22 protein-coding genes and 1 pseudogene are annotated in these 20,915 nt (G+C 67.3%); 7 read left to right on the top strand and 16 right to left on the bottom strand.

All coding sequences use genetic code 11. The features are described from left to right. Positions 1-22: 22 nt before the first annotated feature. Together Q0L89_RS14935 and mgtE are read right to left on the bottom strand one after the other, a co-directional pair. On the bottom strand, positions 23-583 hold the full coding sequence (locus Q0L89_RS14935) for a 5-formyltetrahydrofolate cyclo-ligase (RefSeq protein ID WP_296766717.1): 561 nt from the start codon (positions 581-583) through the stop codon (positions 23-25). Continuing rightward, positions 580-1,986: a magnesium transporter gene (gene mgtE / locus Q0L89_RS14930; protein WP_296766716.1), complete on the bottom strand. Its 1,407-nt coding sequence runs from the start codon at positions 1,984-1,986 to the stop codon at positions 580-582. Before mgtE ends, Q0L89_RS14935 begins: the two co-directional genes overlap by 4 nt. Positions 1,987-2,115: 129 nt before the next feature. Here mgtE and guaD point away from each other — a divergent pair, with 129 nt between their 5' ends. Beyond that, positions 2,116-3,411, top strand: coding sequence for a guanine deaminase (guaD, locus tag Q0L89_RS14925; RefSeq protein ID WP_296766714.1), 1,296 nt, complete (start codon positions 2,116-2,118; stop codon positions 3,409-3,411). Positions 3,412-3,429: 18 nt separating this feature from the next. Here the strand turns inward: guaD and Q0L89_RS14920 are convergent, their stop codons facing one another. Next, entirely contained in the window at positions 3,430-4,209 is a 780-nt protein-coding gene (locus Q0L89_RS14920) for an EcsC family protein (RefSeq protein WP_296766712.1), read from the bottom strand. Between the two features lie 47 nt (positions 4,210-4,256). Beyond that, a complete protein-coding gene (locus Q0L89_RS14915; protein WP_296766711.1) occupies positions 4,257-4,751 on the bottom strand; it encodes a GNAT family N-acetyltransferase in 495 nt (164 codons plus the stop codon). A 108-nt stretch (positions 4,752-4,859) separates the two neighbouring features. On the opposite strand from Q0L89_RS14915, the gene Q0L89_RS14910 reads away from it, so the two are divergent. The 4 genes from Q0L89_RS14910 (at position 4,860) to Q0L89_RS14895 (ending at position 7,527) form a co-directional block, all read left to right on the top strand. Next, positions 4,860-5,465: a flavin reductase family protein gene (locus tag Q0L89_RS14910; RefSeq protein WP_296766709.1), complete on the top strand. Its 606-nt coding sequence runs from the start codon at positions 4,860-4,862 to the stop codon at positions 5,463-5,465. Between the two features lie 81 nt (positions 5,466-5,546). Further along, a complete protein-coding gene (locus Q0L89_RS14905; protein WP_296766708.1) occupies positions 5,547-6,419 on the top strand; it encodes an S-methyl-5'-thioadenosine phosphorylase in 873 nt (290 codons plus the stop codon). Positions 6,420-6,510: 91 nt separating this feature from the next. Further along, entirely contained in the window at positions 6,511-6,900 is a 390-nt protein-coding gene (locus tag Q0L89_RS14900; protein ID WP_296766706.1) for a hypothetical protein, read from the top strand. 93 nt (positions 6,901-6,993) lie between these two features. After that, positions 6,994-7,527 carry an adenine phosphoribosyltransferase gene (locus Q0L89_RS14895; RefSeq protein WP_296766704.1) on the top strand — a complete coding sequence of 178 codons (534 nt, stop codon included), beginning with the start codon at positions 6,994-6,996 and terminating at the stop codon, positions 7,525-7,527. A gap of 10 nt (positions 7,528-7,537) precedes the next feature. On the opposite strand, the gene Q0L89_RS14890 is transcribed toward Q0L89_RS14895, so the two are convergent. The 10 genes from Q0L89_RS14890 to coxB all read right to left on the bottom strand — a co-directional run bounded on the left by Q0L89_RS14890 (position 7,538) and on the right by coxB (position 16,493). Then, positions 7,538-8,965: an FAD-binding oxidoreductase gene (locus Q0L89_RS14890; protein WP_296766703.1), complete on the bottom strand. Its 1,428-nt coding sequence runs from the start codon at positions 8,963-8,965 to the stop codon at positions 7,538-7,540. Between the two features lie 37 nt (positions 8,966-9,002). Then, on the bottom strand, positions 9,003-9,587 hold the full coding sequence (locus Q0L89_RS14885; RefSeq protein ID WP_296766701.1) for a GNAT family protein: 585 nt from the start codon (positions 9,585-9,587) through the stop codon (positions 9,003-9,005). Then, entirely contained in the window at positions 9,587-10,849 is a 1,263-nt protein-coding gene (locus tag Q0L89_RS14880) for a pitrilysin family protein (RefSeq protein WP_296766700.1), read from the bottom strand. The genes Q0L89_RS14885 and Q0L89_RS14880 overlap by 1 nt, the downstream gene beginning before the upstream one ends. Then, positions 10,846-12,234, bottom strand: a complete 1,389-nt coding sequence (gene thrC, locus Q0L89_RS14875) for a threonine synthase (protein WP_296766697.1) — start codon at positions 12,232-12,234, stop codon at positions 10,846-10,848. The genes Q0L89_RS14880 and thrC overlap by 4 nt, the downstream gene beginning before the upstream one ends. After that, complete coding sequence (locus tag Q0L89_RS14870; RefSeq protein ID WP_296766695.1) at positions 12,231-12,917, bottom strand: SURF1 family protein; 687 nt, start codon at positions 12,915-12,917, stop codon at positions 12,231-12,233. Before Q0L89_RS14870 ends, thrC begins: the two co-directional genes overlap by 4 nt. A gap of 123 nt (positions 12,918-13,040) precedes the next feature. Beyond that, positions 13,041-13,841 (bottom strand): cytochrome c oxidase subunit 3, encoded by an 801-nt coding sequence (locus Q0L89_RS14865; protein ID WP_296766693.1) that lies wholly within the window; start codon positions 13,839-13,841, stop codon positions 13,041-13,043. Positions 13,842-13,869: 28 nt separating this feature from the next. Further along, entirely contained in the window at positions 13,870-14,448 is a 579-nt protein-coding gene (locus Q0L89_RS14860; protein WP_296766690.1) for a cytochrome c oxidase assembly protein, read from the bottom strand. After that, the gene (locus tag Q0L89_RS14855) at positions 14,448-14,618 is read right to left on the bottom strand and encodes a hypothetical protein (protein WP_296766687.1); all 171 of its coding nucleotides are present in this window, start codon (positions 14,616-14,618) and stop codon (positions 14,448-14,450) included. The genes Q0L89_RS14860 and Q0L89_RS14855 overlap by 1 nt, the downstream gene beginning before the upstream one ends. Next, positions 14,618-15,556, bottom strand: coding sequence for a heme o synthase (gene cyoE, locus Q0L89_RS14850; RefSeq protein WP_296766685.1), 939 nt, complete (start codon positions 15,554-15,556; stop codon positions 14,618-14,620). Before cyoE ends, Q0L89_RS14855 begins: the two co-directional genes overlap by 1 nt. 91 nt (positions 15,557-15,647) lie before the next feature. Continuing rightward, on the bottom strand, positions 15,648-16,493 hold the full coding sequence (coxB, locus tag Q0L89_RS14845; protein ID WP_296766683.1) for a cytochrome c oxidase subunit II: 846 nt from the start codon (positions 16,491-16,493) through the stop codon (positions 15,648-15,650). A 197-nt stretch (positions 16,494-16,690) separates the two neighbouring features. Between coxB and tldD the strand changes: the two genes are divergently transcribed. Then, a complete protein-coding gene (tldD, locus tag Q0L89_RS14840) occupies positions 16,691-18,112 on the top strand; it encodes a metalloprotease TldD (protein ID WP_296766680.1) in 1,422 nt (473 codons plus the stop codon). 468 nt (positions 18,113-18,580) lie between these two features. On the opposite strand, the gene Q0L89_RS14835 is transcribed toward tldD, so the two are convergent. Then, the gene (locus tag Q0L89_RS14835; protein ID WP_296766679.1) at positions 18,581-19,624 is read right to left on the bottom strand and encodes a hypothetical protein; all 1,044 of its coding nucleotides are present in this window, start codon (positions 19,622-19,624) and stop codon (positions 18,581-18,583) included. Between the two features lie 739 nt (positions 19,625-20,363). On the opposite strand from Q0L89_RS14835, the gene Q0L89_RS14830 reads away from it, so the two are divergent. After that, positions 20,364-20,534, top strand: coding sequence for a hypothetical protein (locus Q0L89_RS14830; protein ID WP_296766677.1), 171 nt, complete (start codon positions 20,364-20,366; stop codon positions 20,532-20,534). Between the two features lie 235 nt (positions 20,535-20,769). On the opposite strand, the pseudogene Q0L89_RS14825 reads toward Q0L89_RS14830, so the two are convergent. Beyond that, positions 20,770-20,915, bottom strand: a pseudogene (locus Q0L89_RS14825) (IS481 family transposase); the annotation flags it as partial.

Raw genomic sequence — 20,915 nt, 5'->3', positions numbered from 1 at the left:
GCAAGGGGGCGGTGCGCCGGTGTCAAAACGTCAGCACCCGGTCCTCGGTCACCACCATGTCGAGCGGCTCGTCGGTGGGCTCCAGCGGCAGGCGGTCGGCCTCCTGCGCGTTGTAGGCGAATCCGATGGCCAGCGTCTCGGGCCGGGCGCCGCGCAGCAGTTGCAGGGTGCGGTCGTAGAACCCCCCGCCGTAGCCCAGGCGCCCGCCCTGCCGGTCGAAGGCGACCAATGGCACGATCACCACCTCGGGCACGATCCAGTCGTCGGCCACCGGCACCATCGCCCCGAACGGCCCCTCGCGCAACGCGCAGCCCGGCATCCAGCGCGAGAATCGAAGCGGCAGGCCGGGGCATTCGATCACCGGCACACCAACGGGGCCGTGGCGCGCGGCCTTTTCCATCGCCGCAAGCGGGCTGATCTCGGTGCGGATCGGCATGTACCCGGCCAGCGGCCGGCCCCGGTGCGCCTCCAGAACCTGGCCCAGGAGCTCGGCCCGGTCCGGCCCCAGCGCGGCATGGGCCACCTTGCGCCGGGCGAAGGCGGCGCGGCGCGCCCCGGCCTTGATTTCCTCCATCGCGCTCACAACAGCACCGCCGAGGCCAGCCCGAGGAAGGCAAAGAAGCCGACCACGTCGGTGATGGTGGTCACGAACGGCCCCGAGGCAAGCGCCGGGTCGATGCGCATCCGCTCCAGCGCCATCGGGATCACGATCCCCCCAAGCGCGGCGGCCACCTGCGTGAGCAGCATCGCCACACCGATCACCACCGCCAGCAGCGGCACCCCGAACCAGACCCCGGCGACCAGCGCCATCAGCAGCCCGAAGGCCACCCCGTTGAGCGCCCCCACCGAAAGCTCGCGGCCGACAACGCGCAGGGCGTTTTGCGCCGTCAGGTCGCGCGTGGCGATGGCGCGCACCGCCACGGTCATGGTCTGGGTGCCGGCGTTGCCACCCATCGAGGCGACGATCGGCATCAGCACCGCCAGCGCGACCATCTGGTTGATCGTTTCGGCGTACACGTTGATCACCAGCGACGCCAGAATCGCCGTCAGCAGGTTGACGAAGAGCCACAGGGCGCGTCCGCGCGCGGCCTCGAAAATGGTGTCGGAAAGGCTGGCCTCTTCGCTGACACCGGCAAGGCGCAGGATGTCCTCCTCGTGTTCCTCGTCCAGCACCGACATGGCGTCGTCGATGGTGATCGCGCCCACCAGGCGGCCCTCTTCATCCACCACTGGCGCCGAGATCAGGTGATACTGGTTGAAGGCGTAGGCGACATCGCCCTCGTCCTGGGTGACGGGGATGGTCCGGAACACCTCCTCGACGATGTCGGCCAGCGCCACCTCGCGCCCCGAGCGCATGATCTTGCCCAGCGTCACGTTGCCCACCGGGTGCATGCGCGGATCGACCAGCACCATGTGGTAGAACTGGTCCGGCAAGTCGTCAGAGCCGCGCAGGTAGTCGATGGCGTCGCCCACCGTCCAGTGTTCGGGGGCGGCGACCACCTCGCGTTGCATCAGGCGGCCGGCAGAGTATTCCGGGTAGGCCAGCGCCTGTTCGACGGCGACGCGGTCGACATCCTCCAGCGCATCCAGGATCGCGCCGTGGCGCGGCTCTTCCAGGTCCTCTAGAAGGTCGACGACATCGTCGCTTTCCAACTCGCGCACCGCGCCGACCAGGACGTCGGGCGCCAGTTGACCGATCACCTCTTCGCGGATGCTTTCGTCAAGCTCCGACAGGATGTCACCGTCGAATTCCAGCCCGTAGAGGCGGATCAGCCCGGCGCGATCGCCGCTGCCCAGTTGCTCCAGAAGGTCGGCGATATCGGCCGGGTGCAGCGGCGCCATCAACTCGGTCAGCGCCGCGGCATCGCCGGCCTCTACCGCGTCGAGGATCGCCTGAACCTCGCGCCGGTCCAGCCGGTAGGCGCCTTCCTCGGCAACCTCCGCGGGCCCGGTCTGCACGTCGTCGTCGTGTTGCTCGTCAAGCATGTCAGACCCTCCTGCCGCTGGGTCTTCTCATAACGGAAGACCCCCGCGGGAAACAACGAAAACAACGCCACATCGCGATTTACCCCCGCCCCGGCGCACACTAGAACGGCATATGAGAGGACGGCGACCATGACGGATGCAACGCTTCTGCTTGGCCAGACGCTGAGCTATTCCGCCGACCCATTTACCGATGGGCCGGGCGCGGCACGCCACGACAGCGCCGGCGGCGTCCTGATCGAGGCGGGCCGGGTGGCGGCCGTCGGGCACGGCGCCGATCTGCGCGCCGCCCACCCATGGGCTCGCGTCGTCGATTACGGCGACGCGCTGATCATGGCCGGGTTCATCGACGCCCACGCCCACTATCCGCAGACCGCGATCATCGCCAGTTGGGGCAAGCGGCTGATCGACTGGCTGACCACCTACACCTTTCCCGAAGAGGCCCGTTTCGCCGATCCCGGCCATGCCGCCCGGATCGCGGCGCGCTACCTCGACCTGACCACCGCCCATGGCACCACCACGGTGTGCAGCTTCTGCACCTCGCACCCGGGCAGCGTCGATGCCTTCATGGCCGAGGCGCAGGCACGCGGGCAGCGCGTGGTCGCCGGCAAGACCTGCATGGACCGCAACGCGCCCGACGCGCTGTGCGACAGCGCCCGGTCCGCCTATGACGACAGCAAGGCGCTGCTTGAAAAATGGCACGGCACCGGGCGGCTGTCCTACGCGATCACGCCGCGCTTCGCGCCCACCTCGACGCCCGAACAACTGGCGGCGCTTGGCGCGCTGTGGGCCGAATACCCCGATTGCCTGATGCAGACCCACCTGTGCGAACAGACCGAAGAGATCGCCTGGGTCAGGTCGCTCTATCCGCAGGCGCGCGATTACCTCGACGTCTACGAGGCGCACGGCCTGCTGGGCGCGCGCGGGCTCTACGGCCATGTCATCCACCTGAGCGGGCGCGAGCGGGCGCGGCTGGCCGAGGTCGGCGCGGCGCTGATCCACTGCCCGACCTCGAACGCCTTCATCGGCTCGGGGCTGTTCGACATGGCCGCACGCGTGGCCGAGGGGCAGCACCTCGGCCTGGCCACCGATACCGGCGGCGGGTCGAGCTTTTCGATGCTGCGCACCATGGCCGCGGCCTACGAGATCGGGCAGTTGTCGGGCACCGCGCTGCACCCGGCGCCACTGTTGTGGCTGGCCACCTGCGGGTCGGCGCGGGCGCTGCACATGCAAGACCGCATCGGCAACCTCGCGGCGGGGATGGAGGCGGATATCGTGGTGCTCGACCTCGCCTCGACGCCGGCCACAGCGCAGGCCGCCGCGCGCGCACGCGATCTATGGGAGGCGGTCTTTCCCACCATCATGATGGGCGACGATCGCGCCGTGCGCGCCACCTGGATCAGCGGGCGTGCGGCCCACGGGGCCTGATGAACGGGGTCTGAGCCTTCAGCCAGCGCGCGGCGTCTGCGCAGCCAGCCGGGCGCGCAACTCCTCGACCAGCGCCGCGTGGGGCCGGTCGGCGGCGATGGCCAGGCGCCTGAGCCCGAAATGCACCTGCGCCATGTCCTGGTAATAAGAGGTGAAGGCGTAATTCACCGTGGCCCCCGCCATGGCGCCCAGCACCGGCACCGTCTGCGCCGCCAGCTTCTGGCCCAGCACCGTGGCCAGCCGCGGCGCCACCCGCGCGATCACCCCCTGCACCGCGGCGCCGCGCAGCGCCAGCCGCGTCGACAGGAACGCCAGGTCGGCGCCGTCGTCGCGCGCGCTCAGCGGGCCGGCGGCCGAGAACACCTCGAGACAGTCGAAGCGCACGCTTTCCGACGCCGGGTCGAATCCGTTCTGCGCCGCCACGTCCTGGATCGCGCGCAAGAGCAGCGTGGTGGTCACCGGCAGCTCGATCATCGCACCGGGCAGGCCGCCCGCCCCGCCAAGGCCGCCAAGCGCCGTCGCCATCGCCGTCTTGGCCCAGGCGGGCCGGTCGCCGACCCAGCCGCGGCTGTCATGGGCGGCGTCCATGGCGCGGGTCAGCGCGTGCCGCGTCACCCCGTTCAGCCCGCCGCGCAGGTCATCGGGCAGCCGCTCCAGCAGCGTCTCGGCGCGGGTGCCGAGGCGCGACAGAACCCGCATCGCCGGGCCGTCGGCCTGGCGGTAGCGCCGCGCAAGGGCGGCCAGCTCGGCCTCCAGGTCGGGGACGGCGGTATCGGCGGGGGGCAGGATTTCGGTCATCAAGGGCACCTTTGTCGCGGCCCAGCTTGCGCCATCGCGCCCGGCTGTCAAGCCCGCGCCCGCGTGACCGCACCGCGCACGCCGTCCCACGCGCCGGGCACCAGCGCCCGGCCCAGCACCCGGTCGGGGTTGGTGGGCGGCGGCATCTCGATACCGTCCAGACGCGCGAACCCGAAACGGCCGTAATAGGGCGCATCCCCCACCAGCAGCACCCGCCGCCAACCCGCATCGACAGCGCGATGCAGGCTGTCGCGGATCAGCCAGGCACCCAGCCCCTCGCCCTGCCGGGTGGGGTGCACCGCCACCGGCCCCAGCAGCAGCGCCGGGGCATCACCCGCCCGCACCGGCCAGTAGCGGATCGCACCACCCAGCACGCCATCCGCCTCGGCGTCACGCGCCACAAGGCAAAGCCCCGCCACCGGCGCCACGCCGTCGCGCAGCCGATACGACGACAACGCCTCGCGCCCCGGCGCAAAACTCAGGTCGAAAAGCGCCTCGACCTCCCAGCAGTCGGCCTCGGTTTCCTCGTGAAGTTCCAGCACCGGACGCGCGCCCTTGCAATAATTCGGGTGGAACCGCGCCTAGCACGGCGCTAGGTCTGATAACAAACCAAACGCGCGCCGCTTGCGGCCGACCAGGAAAGATATCGCATGTTCTACCAGCCCCGCGACGGCCACGGCCTGCCGCACAACCCGTTCAACGCCATCGTCACCCCGCGCCCGATCGGCTGGATTTCCAGCCGCGGCGCGGATGGGCACGACAACCTGGCGCCCTATTCGTTCTTCAATGCGGTGGCCTATACGCCGCCGCAGGTCATGTTCGCCTCGACCGGGGTCAAGCCCGACCGCGACGGCACCAAGGATTCGGTCGCCAACATCCGCGAGACGGGGGTGTTTTGCTGCAACATCGTGGGCTTCGAGATGCGCCATGCCATGAACGCCTCATCGGCCACCCTGCCCGGCGACACCGACGAATTCGCCCATGCCGGGTTGGACAAGGTCGAATGCGAAACCATCTCCTGCGCGCGCGTGGCCGGTGTGCCGGCGGCCCTGGAATGCCGGATGACGCAGATCGTGGCGCTGGAAGGCGACAGCAACTTCATGGTCCTGGGCGAGGTCACCGGCGTCTACATGCGCGACGACTGCCTGCGTGACGGGCTGTTCGACATCACCCGCTACCGGCCGTTGTCGCGGCTGGGTTACCGCGATTACACGGTGATCGACCGGCTGTTCACCCTGTCGCGCCCCGACGACTGAGCGGCCGCGGCCGGGCCTTGTGCCTTGCACGGCTTTCGCCCAAGACTTTGCCGACGCGAAACTGCAAGAGGAAACGACGGCATGGACACCTGCATCGGGGTTATCGGCGGCTCGGGCCTGTATGAGATCGAGGGGCTGGAAACCGCCGAATGGGTCACGGTCGAAACGCCGTGGGGAGCGCCCTCGGACCAGGTCCTGACCGGGCGGCTGGACGGCGTGAAGATGGCCTTTCTGCCCCGCCACGGGCGCGGGCATGTGCATTCGCCGTCCTCGGTGCCCTACCGCGCCAATATCGACGCGCTCAAGCGGCTGGGGGTGACCGACGTGATCAGCGTCAGCGCCTGCGGGTCGTTCCGCGAACATATGGCGCCGGGCGATTTCGTCATCGTCGACCAGTTCATCGACCGTACCTTCGCCCGCGAGAAAAGCTTCTTCGGCGCCGGCTGCGTCGGCCATGTCAGCATGGCCAGCCCGACCTGCAAGCGCCTGTCGGCGGCCTGCATCGCGGCGGCGCGCGACGCCGGCATCCGCGTGCACGAGGCCGGCACCTACCTGGCCATGGAAGGGCCGCAGTTCTCCACCCTGGCCGAATCGCGCATGTACCGCGAATCCTGGGGCGCCGACGTGATCGGCATGACCGGCATGCCCGAGGCCAAGCTCGCCCGCGAGGCCGAGCTTTGCTATGCCACCGTGGCCATGATCACCGATTACGACAGCTGGCACCCCGACCACGGCGAGGTGGACATCGGCCAGATCATCGCCACCCTGAGCGCCAACGCCGACAAGGGCCGCGCACTGGTGTCACGGCTACCGGCGCTGCTGGGGCCCGGCCGTGCACCCTGCCCGCATGGCTGCGACCGGGCGCTGGACTACGCGCTGCTGACGGCGCCCGACAAGCGCGACCCGGAACTGCTGGCGCGGCTCGACGCCGTGGCGGGCCGCGTTCTGGAATAACGCGGGCGCCCGCGATCACGTTCGCGCACGCCCGCGCGAGGCGGTGCAGCCGCCGCTGGACGCGGGCGCCGCCACGGAGCATCACCGGGGCATGAAACGCCTTTCGGCCAATATCACCGACCAGGCCTGGCGCCATCGCATGGGGCGCCGCTTCGAGGCGTTCACCGAGGAAGCCTTCCACGTCATCCGCTGGAGCCTGATGGTCGGGCTGGCGCGCTACCTGTCGGTAACCGCGCATGGCCGGGCCTACGACGTGATCCATTGGGCCCTGGCGGCATTGCTGTTCGGCTACATCGCCTCGCGGCTGTTGCTGCGCCCGGAAATCCCGCTGGTGCCTGAAACCGCCCCGACATGGCAGCGGCTGCTGCAATCGGCGGTGAACTTCCTGGTTTGCGTCGGCGCCTTCGCGATCCTGCTGTGGGGCATCAACACGCTGGCCGACGGGGTGGCGCACTACCGCTTTGCCCCCATGCGCCAATGAGCGGGGCCACGAGCGGGCGGCAAGCTTGCCCTCGCGCGCCGGCTGGCCTATGCGGGGACCGCCGCAACCGCGCAGACGCACCCGGAGGCCCCCTTGAACAAGACCGTCCGCGATTACATCCGCACCATCGTCGATTTCCCCCGCGAGGGGGTCATGTTCCGCGACGTGACCACGCTGTTCGCCGACCCGCGCGGGTTTCGCATGGCGGTTGACCAGATGCTGCACCCCTATGCCGGCAAGCGCATCGACAAGGTCGCCGGGCTGGAGGCGCGCGGCTTCATCCTGGGCGGCGCGGTGGCGCATCAACTGGGCACCGGCTTCGTGCCGATCCGCAAGAAGGGCAAGCTGCCCGGCACGGTGATCAGCGAGGACTATGCGCTGGAATACGGCGAGGCGGTGATCGAGCTGCATGACGACGCCATCGCCCCGGGCGAGACGGTGCTGCTGGTCGATGACCTGCTGGCCACCGGCGGCACGGCGCGCGCCGGCATTCGCCTGATCGAACGGCTGGGCGGCGACATCGTCGGCTGCGCGTTCATCGTCGATTTGCCCGACCTGGGCGGGCGCGCGGCACTGCATGCCATGGGCATGGACGTGCACACGCTTTGCGCCTTCGAGGGCGACTGACCCCGCCGGCTCAGCCGCGCAGCACCGCGCCGGGGTTCATGATGCCGGCCGGGTCGAGCGCCGCCTTGAGGCTGCGCATCAGATCCAGCTTGACCGGATCGCCGTAGCGTTCGAGATCGCCCACCTTGAGCCGCCCGATACCGTGTTCGGCGCTGACCGATCCGCCCATTTCATGCACCAGATCATGCACCGTGCGCTTGACCCGGTCGCGCTGGTGCGCGTGATCGGCGCGGCTGTGTCCCGGTATCGGAAAGACGTTGTAATGCAGGTTGCCGTCGCCCAGGTGACCGAAACAATTGATGCGAAAGTCCCCGATCGCGGCAATGGCCGCATGCCCGCGCGCGATGAAATCCGCGATCGCCCCCAGGGGCAGCGATATGTCGTGGCTGGACACCGACCCGATGCGGCGGTTGGCCTCGGGGATCTGTTCGCGCACGGCCCAGAAATCATCGCGCTGCGCCCGGCTTTGCGCGATCACGCCGTCGCTGACCAGCCCGGCACCATGGGCCTCGGCAAAAAGCCCTTCCAGCGCCTCGGCCGGGTCCAGCCCGCGGGCAAGCCCGACATCGACCAGCACCGTCCATTCGGGCGGCGTGGCAAAGGGCTGACGCACCCGGGGCAGCGTTTCCGCCAGGAAATCCAGCCCCTGCCGGTGGATGAGTTCAAAGGCGCTGATCCCTTCGCCCATGCGGGCCCGCGCCATCGCCAGCAGGCGCAGCGCCTCGGCCGGGCCGGGCACGACCAGCAGCGCACACCCCTCGGACGCAGGCGGCGCGAACAGCTTGAGGCTGGCCGCGGTGATGACCCCCAGCGTACCCTCGGAACCGATGAACAGATCGCGCAGGTCATAGCCGGTGTTGTCCTTGCGCAACCGCGACAGCCCGTTCCATACGCGCCCGTCCGGCAGCACCGCCTCCAGCCCCAGGCACAGCTCGCGCGCATTGCCGTAGCGCAGCACGTTCGAGCCGCCGGCGTTGGTGGCCAGGTTGCCGCCAATCCGCGCCGATCCCTTGGCGGCAATGCTCAGCGGAAACAGCCGGCCCGCGCCCGCGGCGGCGTCGTGGATGTCCGACAGGATCGCGCCGGCCTCGACCGCGATCACGTTCTCGTCGGGCCAGATGCCGCGCACCGCCTGCATGCGTTCCAACGACAGCAGCAACGGCGCCGGCCCCTCGGGCATGACCTGCCCGCCCACCAGCCCGGTGCCGCCACCATAGGGCACCACCGGCACCCGCGCGGCGTGCGCGTGGCGCATGACCAGCGCCACGTCCGCGGTCGAGCCCGGCGCAACCACCAGCCCCGCCTGCCCGGTCCAGCGGCCGCGCGGCTCTTCCAGGTAGTGCGGCGCCGCCTCGCGCAGCGCGGCGGCGGGCAGTTCGGCGCGCAGCGCCGCGACCAGGGCGGGGGTGACGGGGTTCAGGGCCATGGGTGCGGTCATAGCACGCCCGGCGCGCGCGTCCAGCGGCGCACCATGCTCAGCGGGCGTCGGTGCGGCCGCGCCGGTCGGGCCGCAGCGCGGCATAAAGCACATGCGTGCGCCAGCGCCCGTCGATCTGCAGGTAGCTTTGCGCGACGCCCTCGTACTTGAATCCGCACCGCTCAAGCACCCCGCGCGAGGCGGCGTTCTCGGGCAGGCAGGCGGCCTCGACCCGGCTCACGTCGAGCCGGTGAAAGGCGTGGTGGACGACCGCCTCGATCGCCTCGCGCATGTAGCCCTGGCGCGCGTGCGGCTGCCCGATCCAGTACCCCAGCGTGCCCGCCTGCGCCGGCCCGCGGCGGATATTGTCAAGCGTGATCGCACCCAGCAGCGCCTCGTCGGTGCGCCGGATCAGGAAAAGCGGCATCGCGGTGCCCGCCGCGACCGACCGGCTGGCCCAGTAGACGCGGTTGGAAAACGCCCGCCGCGACAGGTGATCGGCGGCCCAGCTTGGCTCCCACGGGGTAAGGAAATCGGCGCTTTCGCGGCGCAGCGATGTCCAGGCGCGGAAATCGGCGTGCAGCGGCGTGCGCAGGGACAGACGCTCGGTCTCGATGCGCATCTTTCGCCGCAGCCGCAGCATCAGGCGGCGCGCCGGTCTTGCAGCGTCTGCCAATCGGGCGCCTTGGCCACGGGGCCGTAAAGCGCCAGCGCACTCGGCGCCTCGGTCGCCATGCGCCCGGCCATGTCGCGCACCCCGGCCACGGTGACCGCGTCGATTTCGGCGACGACCTCCTCGGGCGGCGGCACCCGGCCGCGAATCTGCAACAGCCGCGCCAGCCGCTCGGCCCGGTTCGAGGGGCTCTCCAACCCCATCAGCAACCCGGCCTTGAGCTGCGCGCGGGCGCGGGCCAGCTCGGCTTCGCTCATGTCGTCGGCGGCGCGCTTCATCTCGTCCAGCGTGATGCCCACCAGATCGCCGATCTGGTCGGCCGAGGTGCCGGCGTACAGCGTCATCATGCCGGTGTCGGAAAACGCACCCGCCTGCGCGAAGATGGTGTAGCATAGGCCGCGCCGTTCGCGCAGTTCCTGGAACAGGCGGCTGGACATGCCGCCGCCAAACGCGGCCCCAAGCACCTGCGCGGTCTGGATGTCGGGCGCGGTGATCGACGGCCCTTCGAAGGCCATCGCGAAATGCGCCTGTTCCAGCGCCTTTTCCACCCGCAATTCACCGCCCGAAAACGCCGCGTGTTCCTGCACCGGCACCGAAACGGCGGGCAGCGCGCCGAACGTCGCCTCGGCGCGCCGCGCCAGGTCGTCGTGATCGACCGCACCCGCGGCCGCCAGGATCATGTTGCCGGGGCCGTAGTGGCGGCTGACGAACCCGGCCAGGTCGTCGCGGCCGAAACCGCGCACGCGCTCGGCCGGTCCCAAGATCGGGCGCCCCAGCGGCTGACCGGGGTAGGCGCGTTCCTGCAACCAGTCGAAGATGATGTCGTCGGGGGTATCGGCCGCCTGCCCGATCTCCTGCAGGATCACGCCGCGCTCCAGCTCGATCTCGCGCGCATCGAACACCGAGTTCAGGACGATGTCGCCGATCACGTCCAGCGCCAGCGGCACATCGGCGCGCAACACCCGCGCGTAATAGGCCGTCGCCTCGCGCGAGGTATAGGCATTCATGTAGCCGCCCACGTCCTCGATCGCCTCGGCGATCTGCACGGCGTTGCGGCGCGCGGTGCCCTTGAACGCCATGTGTTCCAGGAAATGCGCGATGCCGTTTTCATCGGCCTGCTCGTGACGCCCGCCCGACAGCACCCAGACGCCGAGCGCCGCCGATTCCAGGCCCGGCATGTGTTCGGTGACGACGCGAAAGCCATTGGACAGGGTGGTTATGCGCACGGTCATTGGGCAGTCCGCTCTCTGATCAGGGCCTCGATGGCCGAAAGGTCGTTGTCCACGCGGCTTACCCGCTCGGGCTTCTCGAACAGATCGGCCATGCGCGGAGGCAGTGACGGGCGCTGGCCGGTGGCCTGTTCGACCGCATCGGGAAACTTGGCCGGGTGCGCCGTGGCCAGCGTGACCATCGGCGTGGCCGGATCGCGCAGACGCTCGGCCACGTTGACGCCCACGGCGGTATGCGGGCACAGCACCTCGCCGGTGGCGGCATGGGTGGCAGCGATGGTGCGAAGGGTCTCGTCCTCACCCACGCTGCCCGAGTCGAACACCTCGCGCAGCGCCTCCAGCGCGCCCTGGCTGACATGGAAACCGCCGGTGTTCAGCTCGTCCATCACCCGCGACACCACGGCGCCGTCCTGCCCGTAGGCGTAGAACAGCGCGCGTTCGAAATTCGAACTGACCTGGATGTCCATCGACGGGCTGATCGTGGGCGCCACGCCTTCGAGGCGGTAATCGCCGCTCTGCAAGCAGCGGTGCAGGATGTCGTTGCGGTTGGTCGCCACCACCAGTCGGTCGATCGGAAGCCCCATCGCCCGGGCGATGTAGCCCGCGAACACGTCGCCGAAATTGCCGGTGGGCACCGTGAAGCTGACCTTGCGATGCGGTGCGCCCAGGGAAACGGCGGCGGTGAAGTAGTAGACCACCTGCGCCAGCACCCGCGCCCAGTTGATGCTGTTGACACCGGCAAGGTTCACTTCGTCGCGGAAGGAGAAATCGTTGAACATGTCCTTCACGCGCGCCTGCGCATCGTCGAAATGGCCGTCGATGGCCAGCGCGTGCACGTTGGCCTCGGTCGGCGTGGTCATCTGGCGGCGCTGCACCTCGCTGACGCGGCCATGCGGGAAGAGGATGAACACGTCCACCGCGTCGAGGCCGCGAAACGCCTCGATCGCGGCCGAGCCGGTATCGCCCGATGTCGCGCCCACGATGCACACCCGCCGGCCCGAGCGCGTCAGCGCCGCCTCGAACATCTGGCCGATAAGCTGCATGGCGAAATCCTTGAACGCCAGCGTCGGGCCGTGGAACAGCTCCAGCAGGAAATGGCCCGACCCCAGTTGCACCAGCGGCGCGCGGGCGGCATGGCCAAAGCCGGCATAGGCGCGTTCGATGATCCCGCGCAGTTCGCCGTCGCTGAAACTGTCGCCGACGAAGGGGCGCATGACGCGGTACGCCGCTTCCTCGTAGGGCAGGCCCGCCAGCGCGGCGATATCGGCCGCCGACCAGCGCGGCAGCGACTGCGGCAGGTAAAGCCCGCCATCGCGCGCCAGCCCGGTAAGCATGGCTGCTTCGAAATCGAGAACCGGCGCCCTGCCGCGCGTCGAGATGTATTTCACGTCGTCCTGCCTTTCATGCCTTGCCTGCCGCGCCGGATCAGCGCCCAGGTCATCGCCAGCCAGACAACGGCCAGCAAGAACCACGTCACCGCGTAGCCCAGGTGATCGTTGGGGATGGCGGATGTATCCACCGGCAGCGGCTCGACCCGCGCCATCGGCGGGCTGACGGTGCGCGCGATCACCAGAACCGGCTCGGTATCGAGCCGCGCAGCCATCGCCGGCACGTCGCGGGCGAACCAGATGCCGGCATCCATATCGGGCGCGGGGGTGAAGTCGTCAACCTCGTCGGGCCAGTGCAGGTTGCCGGTGATGTCCACGCGGCGCCCGTCGATCTCGGCCGGTTCGGCATCGGTGGGGATGAACCCCAGGTCCACCATGATGCGCCGGCCGCCCCCGGAAACGAAGGGTGCGATGATGCGGTATCCGGCGCCGATCTGCTTGCGGCTGACCAGCACGCGCAGCGGGTCGCCCGTCAATTCCCCGCGCACCCTGACCGGGCGGTAGCGGTCTCGCCCCATCTCGGGCGTTGCCGGCAGCGCCTCGGGCGGTGCCGCGATCCGCGCGTCGATTTCGGCCAGCACGCCTTCTTTCCAGGCAAGGCGCTGCATCTGCCAGACACCCAGGGCAACGAGCACCGCCGCACCGGCAAGGCCAAAGATCAACGGGATCACAATGCGCTTCAACCGACAGCCCCCTGAAAACGGCCGAGGCGCGCGAAAATCGCGCGCCCCGCCTTTTTGCCTCTTGTCCGGCCTTTTTCAACCGCAAACAGGCCGAAGCCGCCGCGGCGACACATGCGATGACGGTCAACCGCCCCAGATGTAGATCGCGGCGAACAGGAACAGCCAGACCACGTCGACGAAGTGCCAGTACCAGGCCGCCGCCTCGAAGCCCACATGGCGTTCGGGGGTGAAATGGCCCCGCTGCGCCCGAATCAGGCACACCAGCAGAAAGATCGTGCCGATGATGACGTGCGCGCCGTGAAACCCGGTGGCCATGAAGAAGGTCGCGCCGTAGATGTTTCCGGCAAAGCCGAACGCCGCGTGGCTGTATTCGTAGGCCTGGAAGACGGTGAAAAGGATGCCCAGCACGATCGCGATGGCAAGACCGGTTTTCATGTCCTTGCGGTTGTTTTCATGCACCAGCGCATGGTGTGCCCAGGTCGCCGCCGCCCCCGAACACAGCAGGATCAGCGTGTTGATCAGCGGCAGGTGCCAGGGGTCGAAGGTCTCGATCCCCGCCGGCGGCCATTGCCCGTCCTTGATGGGGCTGAGCGGCCCCATTGGATAGAGCGCATGCTTGAAGAAGGTCCAGAACCACGCCGCGAAGAACATGATCTCGGACATGATGAACAGGACAAACCCGTAGCGCAGCCCGATGCGCACCACCGGCGTGTGGTCGCCGACCTGCGCCTCGGCGATCACGTCCGACCACCAGCCGAACATGACGTAAAGCACGCCGGCGAACCCGATCAGGAACATCCACGGCATGCCGTCGCGCATGAACAGCACCGCCCCGAAAAGCATGACGAAACCCGCCAATGCACCGAGGAACGGCCAGATGGAGGGGGTCAGTATGTGATAGTCGTGGTTTTTCTCGTGCGCCATCTCGATTTTTCCCTCGTTGGAAGGTCTCTTAATTCAGGTTTGTGTCGCTGTCCTGCGGCAGGGCGGCCTGGACCTCCTCGGGCAGGTCGATCTGGTAGAAAGTGTAGGACAGGGTGATCTGGTGGACGTACTGGCCTTCGCGGTCGTCCACGATCTCGGGGTCAACGTAGAAGGTCACCGGCATCTCGACCCGCTCGCCGGGTTGCAGAACCTGCTCGGTAAAGCAGAAGCAGTCGATCTTGGTGAAAAAGCCGCCGGCCTCGTAGGGCGTGACGTTGTAGGACGCCCGCCCCGCGATGGGCTCGTCGGTGGGGTTGTAGGCCTCGTAGAAGGCCAGCCCCGTCTCGCCGATGCGCAGCTCCATCTCGCGCTGCATGGGCTTGAACTCCCACGGCATGCCGCGCTCCCTGGAGCCGTCGAAGCGGACCTTGATCGTCTCGTCGAGTATCTTGTCCGACCCGGCCTCGGCCACGCCGGTGATGCCGCCGAATCCGGTGACCCGGCAGAACCAGTCGTAGAACGGCACCGACGCCCAGGCGAGCCCGCCCATCAGCACCACGATGCCGACCAGCGTGGCGACCGTCTTTTGCCGCTTGTCTATTGCCATCAGTTGTCCGCCCCCACCTGCTCGGCGCTCGGCATCTGCATGTCGCCGCGCGTGACCTTGACCACCGTCAGCCCGAACACCAGCGCGATGAACGCCGCCAGCACAAGGCCGAGGCCGATGTTGCGCCCCCGCCTGCGCTTGTGCAGCTCGTGTTCGACGCGAAAGCTCATCACCAGCCTCCGATGCCATAGGGCGCCAGCGCGGCCTCGGCCAGGATGGCACCGAAATGGGCAAAGAGGTAAAGCAGCGACAGCCCGAAGAACCGCTTTTCGACGCGGTACTTGTCCGCCTGCGCCCGGGTCTCGTCACGGCGCCAGATGTCGACCGCGCCTTTCACGAACAGCGCATTGAGCACCACCGCCACCGCCAGGTAGATCGGCCCGCCGATCGAGGTGAACGCGGTGCCCACCGCCAGCGGCGCCAGCAGCAGGGTATAGGCCAGGACGTGCCGCCGGGTCACGCGGCGCCCGTGGGTCACCGTCAGCATCGGCACGCCGGCCTTTTCGTAGTCGGAATTCATGAACAGGCACAGCGCCCAGAAATGCGGCGGCGTCCACACGAAGATCAGCGCGAACATCAGCACAGATTCCACGCTCACCCCGCCGGTCGCCGCGGCCCAGCCGATCATCGGCGGGAACGCCCCCGCGGCACCGCCGATAACGATGTTCTGCGGCGTCCAGCGCTTGAGCCACATCGTGTAGATCACCGCGTAAAAGAAGATGGTGAAGGCCAGCAAGCCGGCGGCGACGAAGTTGGATGCCAGCGCCAGCATCACCACCGCCATGCCCGACAACGCCGTGCCCAGCGCCAGCGCCTCCTGCGGGGCCACCCGGCCTGACGGCACCGGGCGCCCGGCGGTGCGTTTCATCACCTGGTCGATATCCGCGTCCCACCACATGTTCAGCGCCCCGGATGCGCCCGCGCCCACGGCGATGAACAGCACCGACGCCAGCGCCACGACCGGGTGCACCGCCACCGGCGCCGCCAACAGCCCCACCGCGGCGGTGAACACCACCAGCGACATGACCCGCGGCTTGAGCAGGGCGAAGTAGTCGCCGAACCCCGCCTCGCCGGTCGGTGCCTGGGTGTTGAGACTGGTATCGGTCATCCTGGTCCTCCGTGCCCGGGCTTGCGCGAGGGTGCGCGCCGCCCGGCGCTGAACAAGTCACCACGCGCCGGCGGGCCGGCGCGCGCGGCGATCACTCCGCCGCCGAGGCGACCTCGACGTCGCGCGGCGTGCCCGCGTATTCCGCGATCGCGCCGTCCAGCCACTTGTCGTATTCCTCCTGGCTGACGACCTTGACGGTGATCGGCATGTAGGCGTGGTCCTTGCCGCAAAGCTGCGTGCACTGGCCGAAATAGACGCCTTCCTTTTCCGCCTTGAACCACAACTGCGCCAGCCGCCCCGGTACCGCGTCCTGCTTGACGCCGAAGGCGGGGATCGTCCAGCTATGGATGACATCCGCACCGGTCACCCGCATCACCACGGTCTTGTCCACCGGCACCACCACGGCGGTGTCGGTCGCCAGCTTGTATTCGTCCTGGCTGTAGCCATGCTCCTCCAGCGCATCCCGGCCCAGCATGAAGCTTTCGAAGCCGAAATCGTGGTCGGTGTATTCATAGCCCCAGAACCACTGGTACCCGGTGACCTTGATGTTGATGTCGCCCTCGGGGAATTCCTGCTGCTTGAACAGCACCGGCAGGCTGAAGGCGCCGATGAACACCAGGATCACGATCGGCACGATGGTCCACGCCACTTCGAGAGGCGAGTTATGCGTGAACCGCGCCGGGGTCGGGTTGACGCGCTTGTTGTAGCGCACGATCACGATCAGCAGCAACGCGCAGACGAACAGCGTGATCGCGGCGATGATCACAAGGATCATGCCATCCAGCCATTGCTGGTCGCGCGCCAGGTCGGTTCCGGCGGGCTGAAAGCCGATTCCGCCCTGCTTGGGCTGGCCGATGATCTGCATGTTGTCCTGCGCAAGCGCAGGGCCGGCGAAGAGGGCCGACAGGCCGGCCAGGAAGCTGAGGATAGGTCGCATTGTTCACCCTGATTAGGTTGAGGCGTTTCCGGTTCTTGTTTTGTCTCGCCGGCACCGCAAGTGCGTGAAACCGGTTGTCCTTGTCCACCAACGGACCATAGTCTTGTTCACAAGACAACGACCCTGAATGCGGCAAACGGACGCTGGCCTTTGATCTAGATCAAATTCCCGCTGCTGAAAAGACTGGAAAAACAAATATGACAGATACGCCTTTTCGCCCCCTCGAAGACGCGCTCGATCCCGACGCCACGCTGGCGACGCTGCGCGGCACGCTGCGCGGGGCCGACGACGGCGAGCTGTTTCTCGAACGGCGCCGCGCCGAGGCGCTGGTTTTCGACGATGGCCGCCTGCGCACCGCCAGCTATGACGCGGCCGAGGGTTTCGGCCTGCGCGCGGTGCGCGGCGAGGCCACCGGCTATGCCCATTCCTCCGAAATCTCGGCCGCCGCGCTCGGCCGCGGCGCCGAAACCGCCCGCCTTGCGGTGCGTGACGGCGGCGGTACCCTGGCGCCACCGCCGCCACGCACCAACCGCAGGCTCTATACCGATGCCGACCCGATCGCCGGCGCGGCCTTTCCGGCCAAGGTCGACACCCTGCGCGAGATCGACGCCTACGCACGCGACCTCGACCCGCGCGTCGTGCAGGTCACCGCCACCATCGCCGCGTCGTGCCAGGAAATCGAGATCCTGCGCGCCGACGGCAGCCACCTGCGCGACGTGCGCCCGATGTCGCGGCTCAATGTGTCGGTGATCGTCGAACAGGACGGCCGCCGCGAACAGGGCACCGCCGGCGGCGGCGGGCGCGGCGGGCTGGAGGGCGCGCTCGACGCGGCCGGCTGGCAGGCCAGGACGCAGGAGGCGTTGCGCATCGCGCTGGTCAACCTGCGGGCCGAACCGGCGCCGGCCGGGGTGATGGACGTGGTGCTCGGCCCCGGCTGGCCCGGTATCCTGCTGCACGAGGCCGTGGGCCACGGCCTGGAGGGCGATTTCAACCGCAAGGGCAGCTCCGCCTTCGCCGGGCTGATGGGCAGCCGCGTCGCCGCCCCCGGCGTCACCGTGGTGGACGACGGCACCCTGCCCGACCGTCGCGGCTCGATCACCGTCGACGACGAGGGCACGCCGTCGCGCCGCAACGTGCTGATCGAGGACGGCATCCTGGTGGGCCTCATGCAAGACCGCCAGAACGCCCGCCTGATGGGGACCGAGGCCACCGGCAACGGCCGGCGCGAAAGCTATGCCCACGCGCCGATGCCGCGGATGACCAACACGCTGATGCTGGGTGGCGACGCGAACCCCGCCGACATCCTCGCCGACCTCGACGACGGCATCTACGCAGTCGGATTCGGCGGCGGGCAGGTCGACATCACCAACGGCAAGTTCGTGTTCTCCTGTACCGAGGCGTATCGCGTCAGGAACGGCCGCGTCGGCGCGCCGGTCAAGGGCGCCACGCTCATCGGCGACGGCGCCACCGCGCTGCAAAGCATCCGCGGGCTGGGCAACGACATGGCGCTCGACCCCGGTATCGGCAACTGCGGCAAGGCCGGCCAATGGGTGCCGGTCGGCGTGGGCCAGCCCACGGTGATGATCGGCGGGCTGACGGTGGGCGGATCGGCAGCCTAGGGCGCGTTGCGCCGGATCGGATTCGCCTGGCACTGAATTCGCCTGGCACTGAACATGGGCCGGACGGGCGCTTGGGTCGGTTTGGGAAGTGGTCAGGATGGCTAGTTGCGGACTTTGAGGCGTGGCTCCAATGCGCGGAATCAAGGCGCGCTTGCGCGCCGCCGCGCAGCGCCCGACCGCCCCCTCGGGCGGGCGCTTTTGCAGCGTATCAAGCTGATGATAACGCGGATGTATTTGGCCGGCATAAAGTGCGCGACACAAGTGTTGCTGCGCCCACCCGGCGGTCGGGCACCGCGCGGCACCTCAGCCGGTTGCCCAATGCCTGCCCAAGGCCACGCGCTGCCAATACCGCGCCGGCCTGATCCGGCGCAAAGGGCTCGAACCCGTCATCTGACCGTCTCGCTCAAGGATGCCGGACAAGTGTCCGTTACCTGCTTCCCTGGGGTGTCTTGTGTCAGGTGGCGGACACTAGTTTTCAATGATTATGGCATCATCCCTCAAGGGTTTCGCAGGACCGTTATTTTTATCCGTCGAGAAATAGACCGAACAGCTATAAAACTTCTCCCCGTCCGGGCCTTCTGTAAGCACAGAGGTGCACACTGGAGGCTTCACACGGTCAATCACCTTTCTGCCTATCCACTCCGCTGATTTTTCACGGAAACTTCGTTCCGCCATGATGCAGGCTTCCTTGTAATCCGGCGCTTCGTTTCCTGTGAAACGAAGCCTATAAATTGATTGACAGCGCCTCGCAACGTAGCTTTCCCACCGAACTTGCGGACCATAATCATCATCTCTCGGGTAAGCTGAAGTACACTTTGCTGCAACATTGCGCAAATCATATTCCGTCCCGGCAAATGGACTAACATCGCCTTTCGGCGGTTCACACAGGGTTCCGATGTCATCAGAGGCGGTAGCATCCAATCCTTTATTGGCCTGTTGAACAGAAGGCGCAGGAGACTGATCTTCAGTCGACTTATTTGGCTCTTCTGCCGCGGCGTCGGCGATCAGTGCTTGCACGCTCGCGATTTCGTCAGGTGAAACATCCTCTGCTTTCGCCATGCGAATGTATGGGCGTGCCTTTTCTATATCACGCGGCAACCATTCGCCCTTGGCGTAGAACTCTGCAAGGATCAGGGCAGCCGTACCATATCCCGCTTCGATGGATTGGTCCATCAAAGCCAAACCTGTTGAAAGGTCTTTGGCGGCGCCGAGATCGCCGCGTATCAAGGCCACACCGTAATTCGACATCGCGATTGGAAACCCTGCCAGTGCCGATTTCCGCTGGTAGACTCTTGTTTCTTCTTTCGTCATGGACTTGAACGCATCACAATTGGAGTGCAACCATCCGGTTGCGTTCATCATGACCGGATCATTCTCTGAAAGACGGCTGTGAACCTCCGAGATGGCGCCCTCATCACCGCTGCATGCCTTGTCCGTTATTGCGATGACTGTTTCGCGCTCGGATTGCCATGGTTCCGGAATGGGGTCGGCGCTGGCCGGCAGAGCGACCATGAATGCTACAAAAAAATATCCGCAGAGAGGTATGTTGTTTCGTATTATTGACATGAACCCTTATTCCCATATCGACTTCCGTTTGGCCCGGCATTTCCCCGATGACCTGCTCCAAGGCATCAGCTTTGCGTGATTTTGCCCGTTGATCAAGCGATCTTCGCCCGAGCGGTGGCTCTGTGCACCGAAACGCCCGAACTCGGGTAGATCGGGCCGCAAAACCGCAGCAGCCCGCCCAAGACGCGCCGATTTTCAACGCTCGTCCGGACCTTTCCACAGCCGCCATATCCGGTGCCAGTGGCTATCAATGCCCGCTTGCGTGAAACTGTAACGCAGCGTTCACATGATCGGTGCAGGCCAAATATGCGCAGGGCCAGTTGGCCTGCGCTGTCCAGCTTTTGACTTTGCAACCGGCGCTTCCTCGCGCATCACCGCCGCCCGGGTCAGCGCGCGCTACACCCGCAGCGACCGGCAGGAAAGTCTGCCAAATGGGCACGCCGGCGTGCCTTTTCACGCGGGGCGGCGGTCACGCCCGTCGGGGCGGTGTAATCGCCGAACGTGTCGCGCCCGGCCGGCGCGCGCGATCGCGACATCGTGGCCGACAACCGGGAACGTCGCCTGACGCACGCTGCCGTCCATGCCGATGCGAGTGATCAGCGTATGCGCCCGGCCGTTGCGACGCCTGCTGCGGCTGTCGGCCGGTTCATTTTACCGGACGACTCCTTCGACGCTAAAGCCGGGAATGAACACGACCGATCGGCTGGAAATGGAGGGGTCGGGGCCGAAAAATCTCCCCGAATCCACAGTGCAACCATTCGATGAACCGACCGCTGCGGCACCGAGCCGCAAGAACGGCACGACATTCTATCATAACTTGGCTTCCGGTGCCTCAGTGACCGCCATCGCGACCTAAAGGCTCTTCCTTGTCCTCGGACGCGTCCGCTACATCTTGCAGCACTCCGCCCAACGGCTGATCGTCAGAAACCCTCGTCGACCCACCAAACAAGTATTCCGCCCCTTCCTCAAACTCCTCGCATGCGCTCAGCAAAAACAATGCGGTTAGGGCGACACCAATACTTTGACTGCGTCTAGTGATCATCATCAACGTCCTTTGCTTCAAGCTATACGAAATTTATATCATCTAGTCCTTAGATGTCACATCCCGGAAGGTAGTATGGCTGTTTCTTGAACAGCTCTGGCTTGAGGTTGTGCCAGTCTTTCATCGCTTGCAAGGGCGTTTTGCTGCCCAAGGCTGATTGAGGGAGTTTCTGGTTATAGAGCCAGACGTAGCGGT

The organism is Sediminimonas sp. (assembly GCF_024637375.1).
GTDB lineage: Bacteria > Pseudomonadota > Alphaproteobacteria > Rhodobacterales > Rhodobacteraceae > Sediminimonas.
This window is presented reverse-complemented; position numbering and strand designations above follow the sequence as displayed.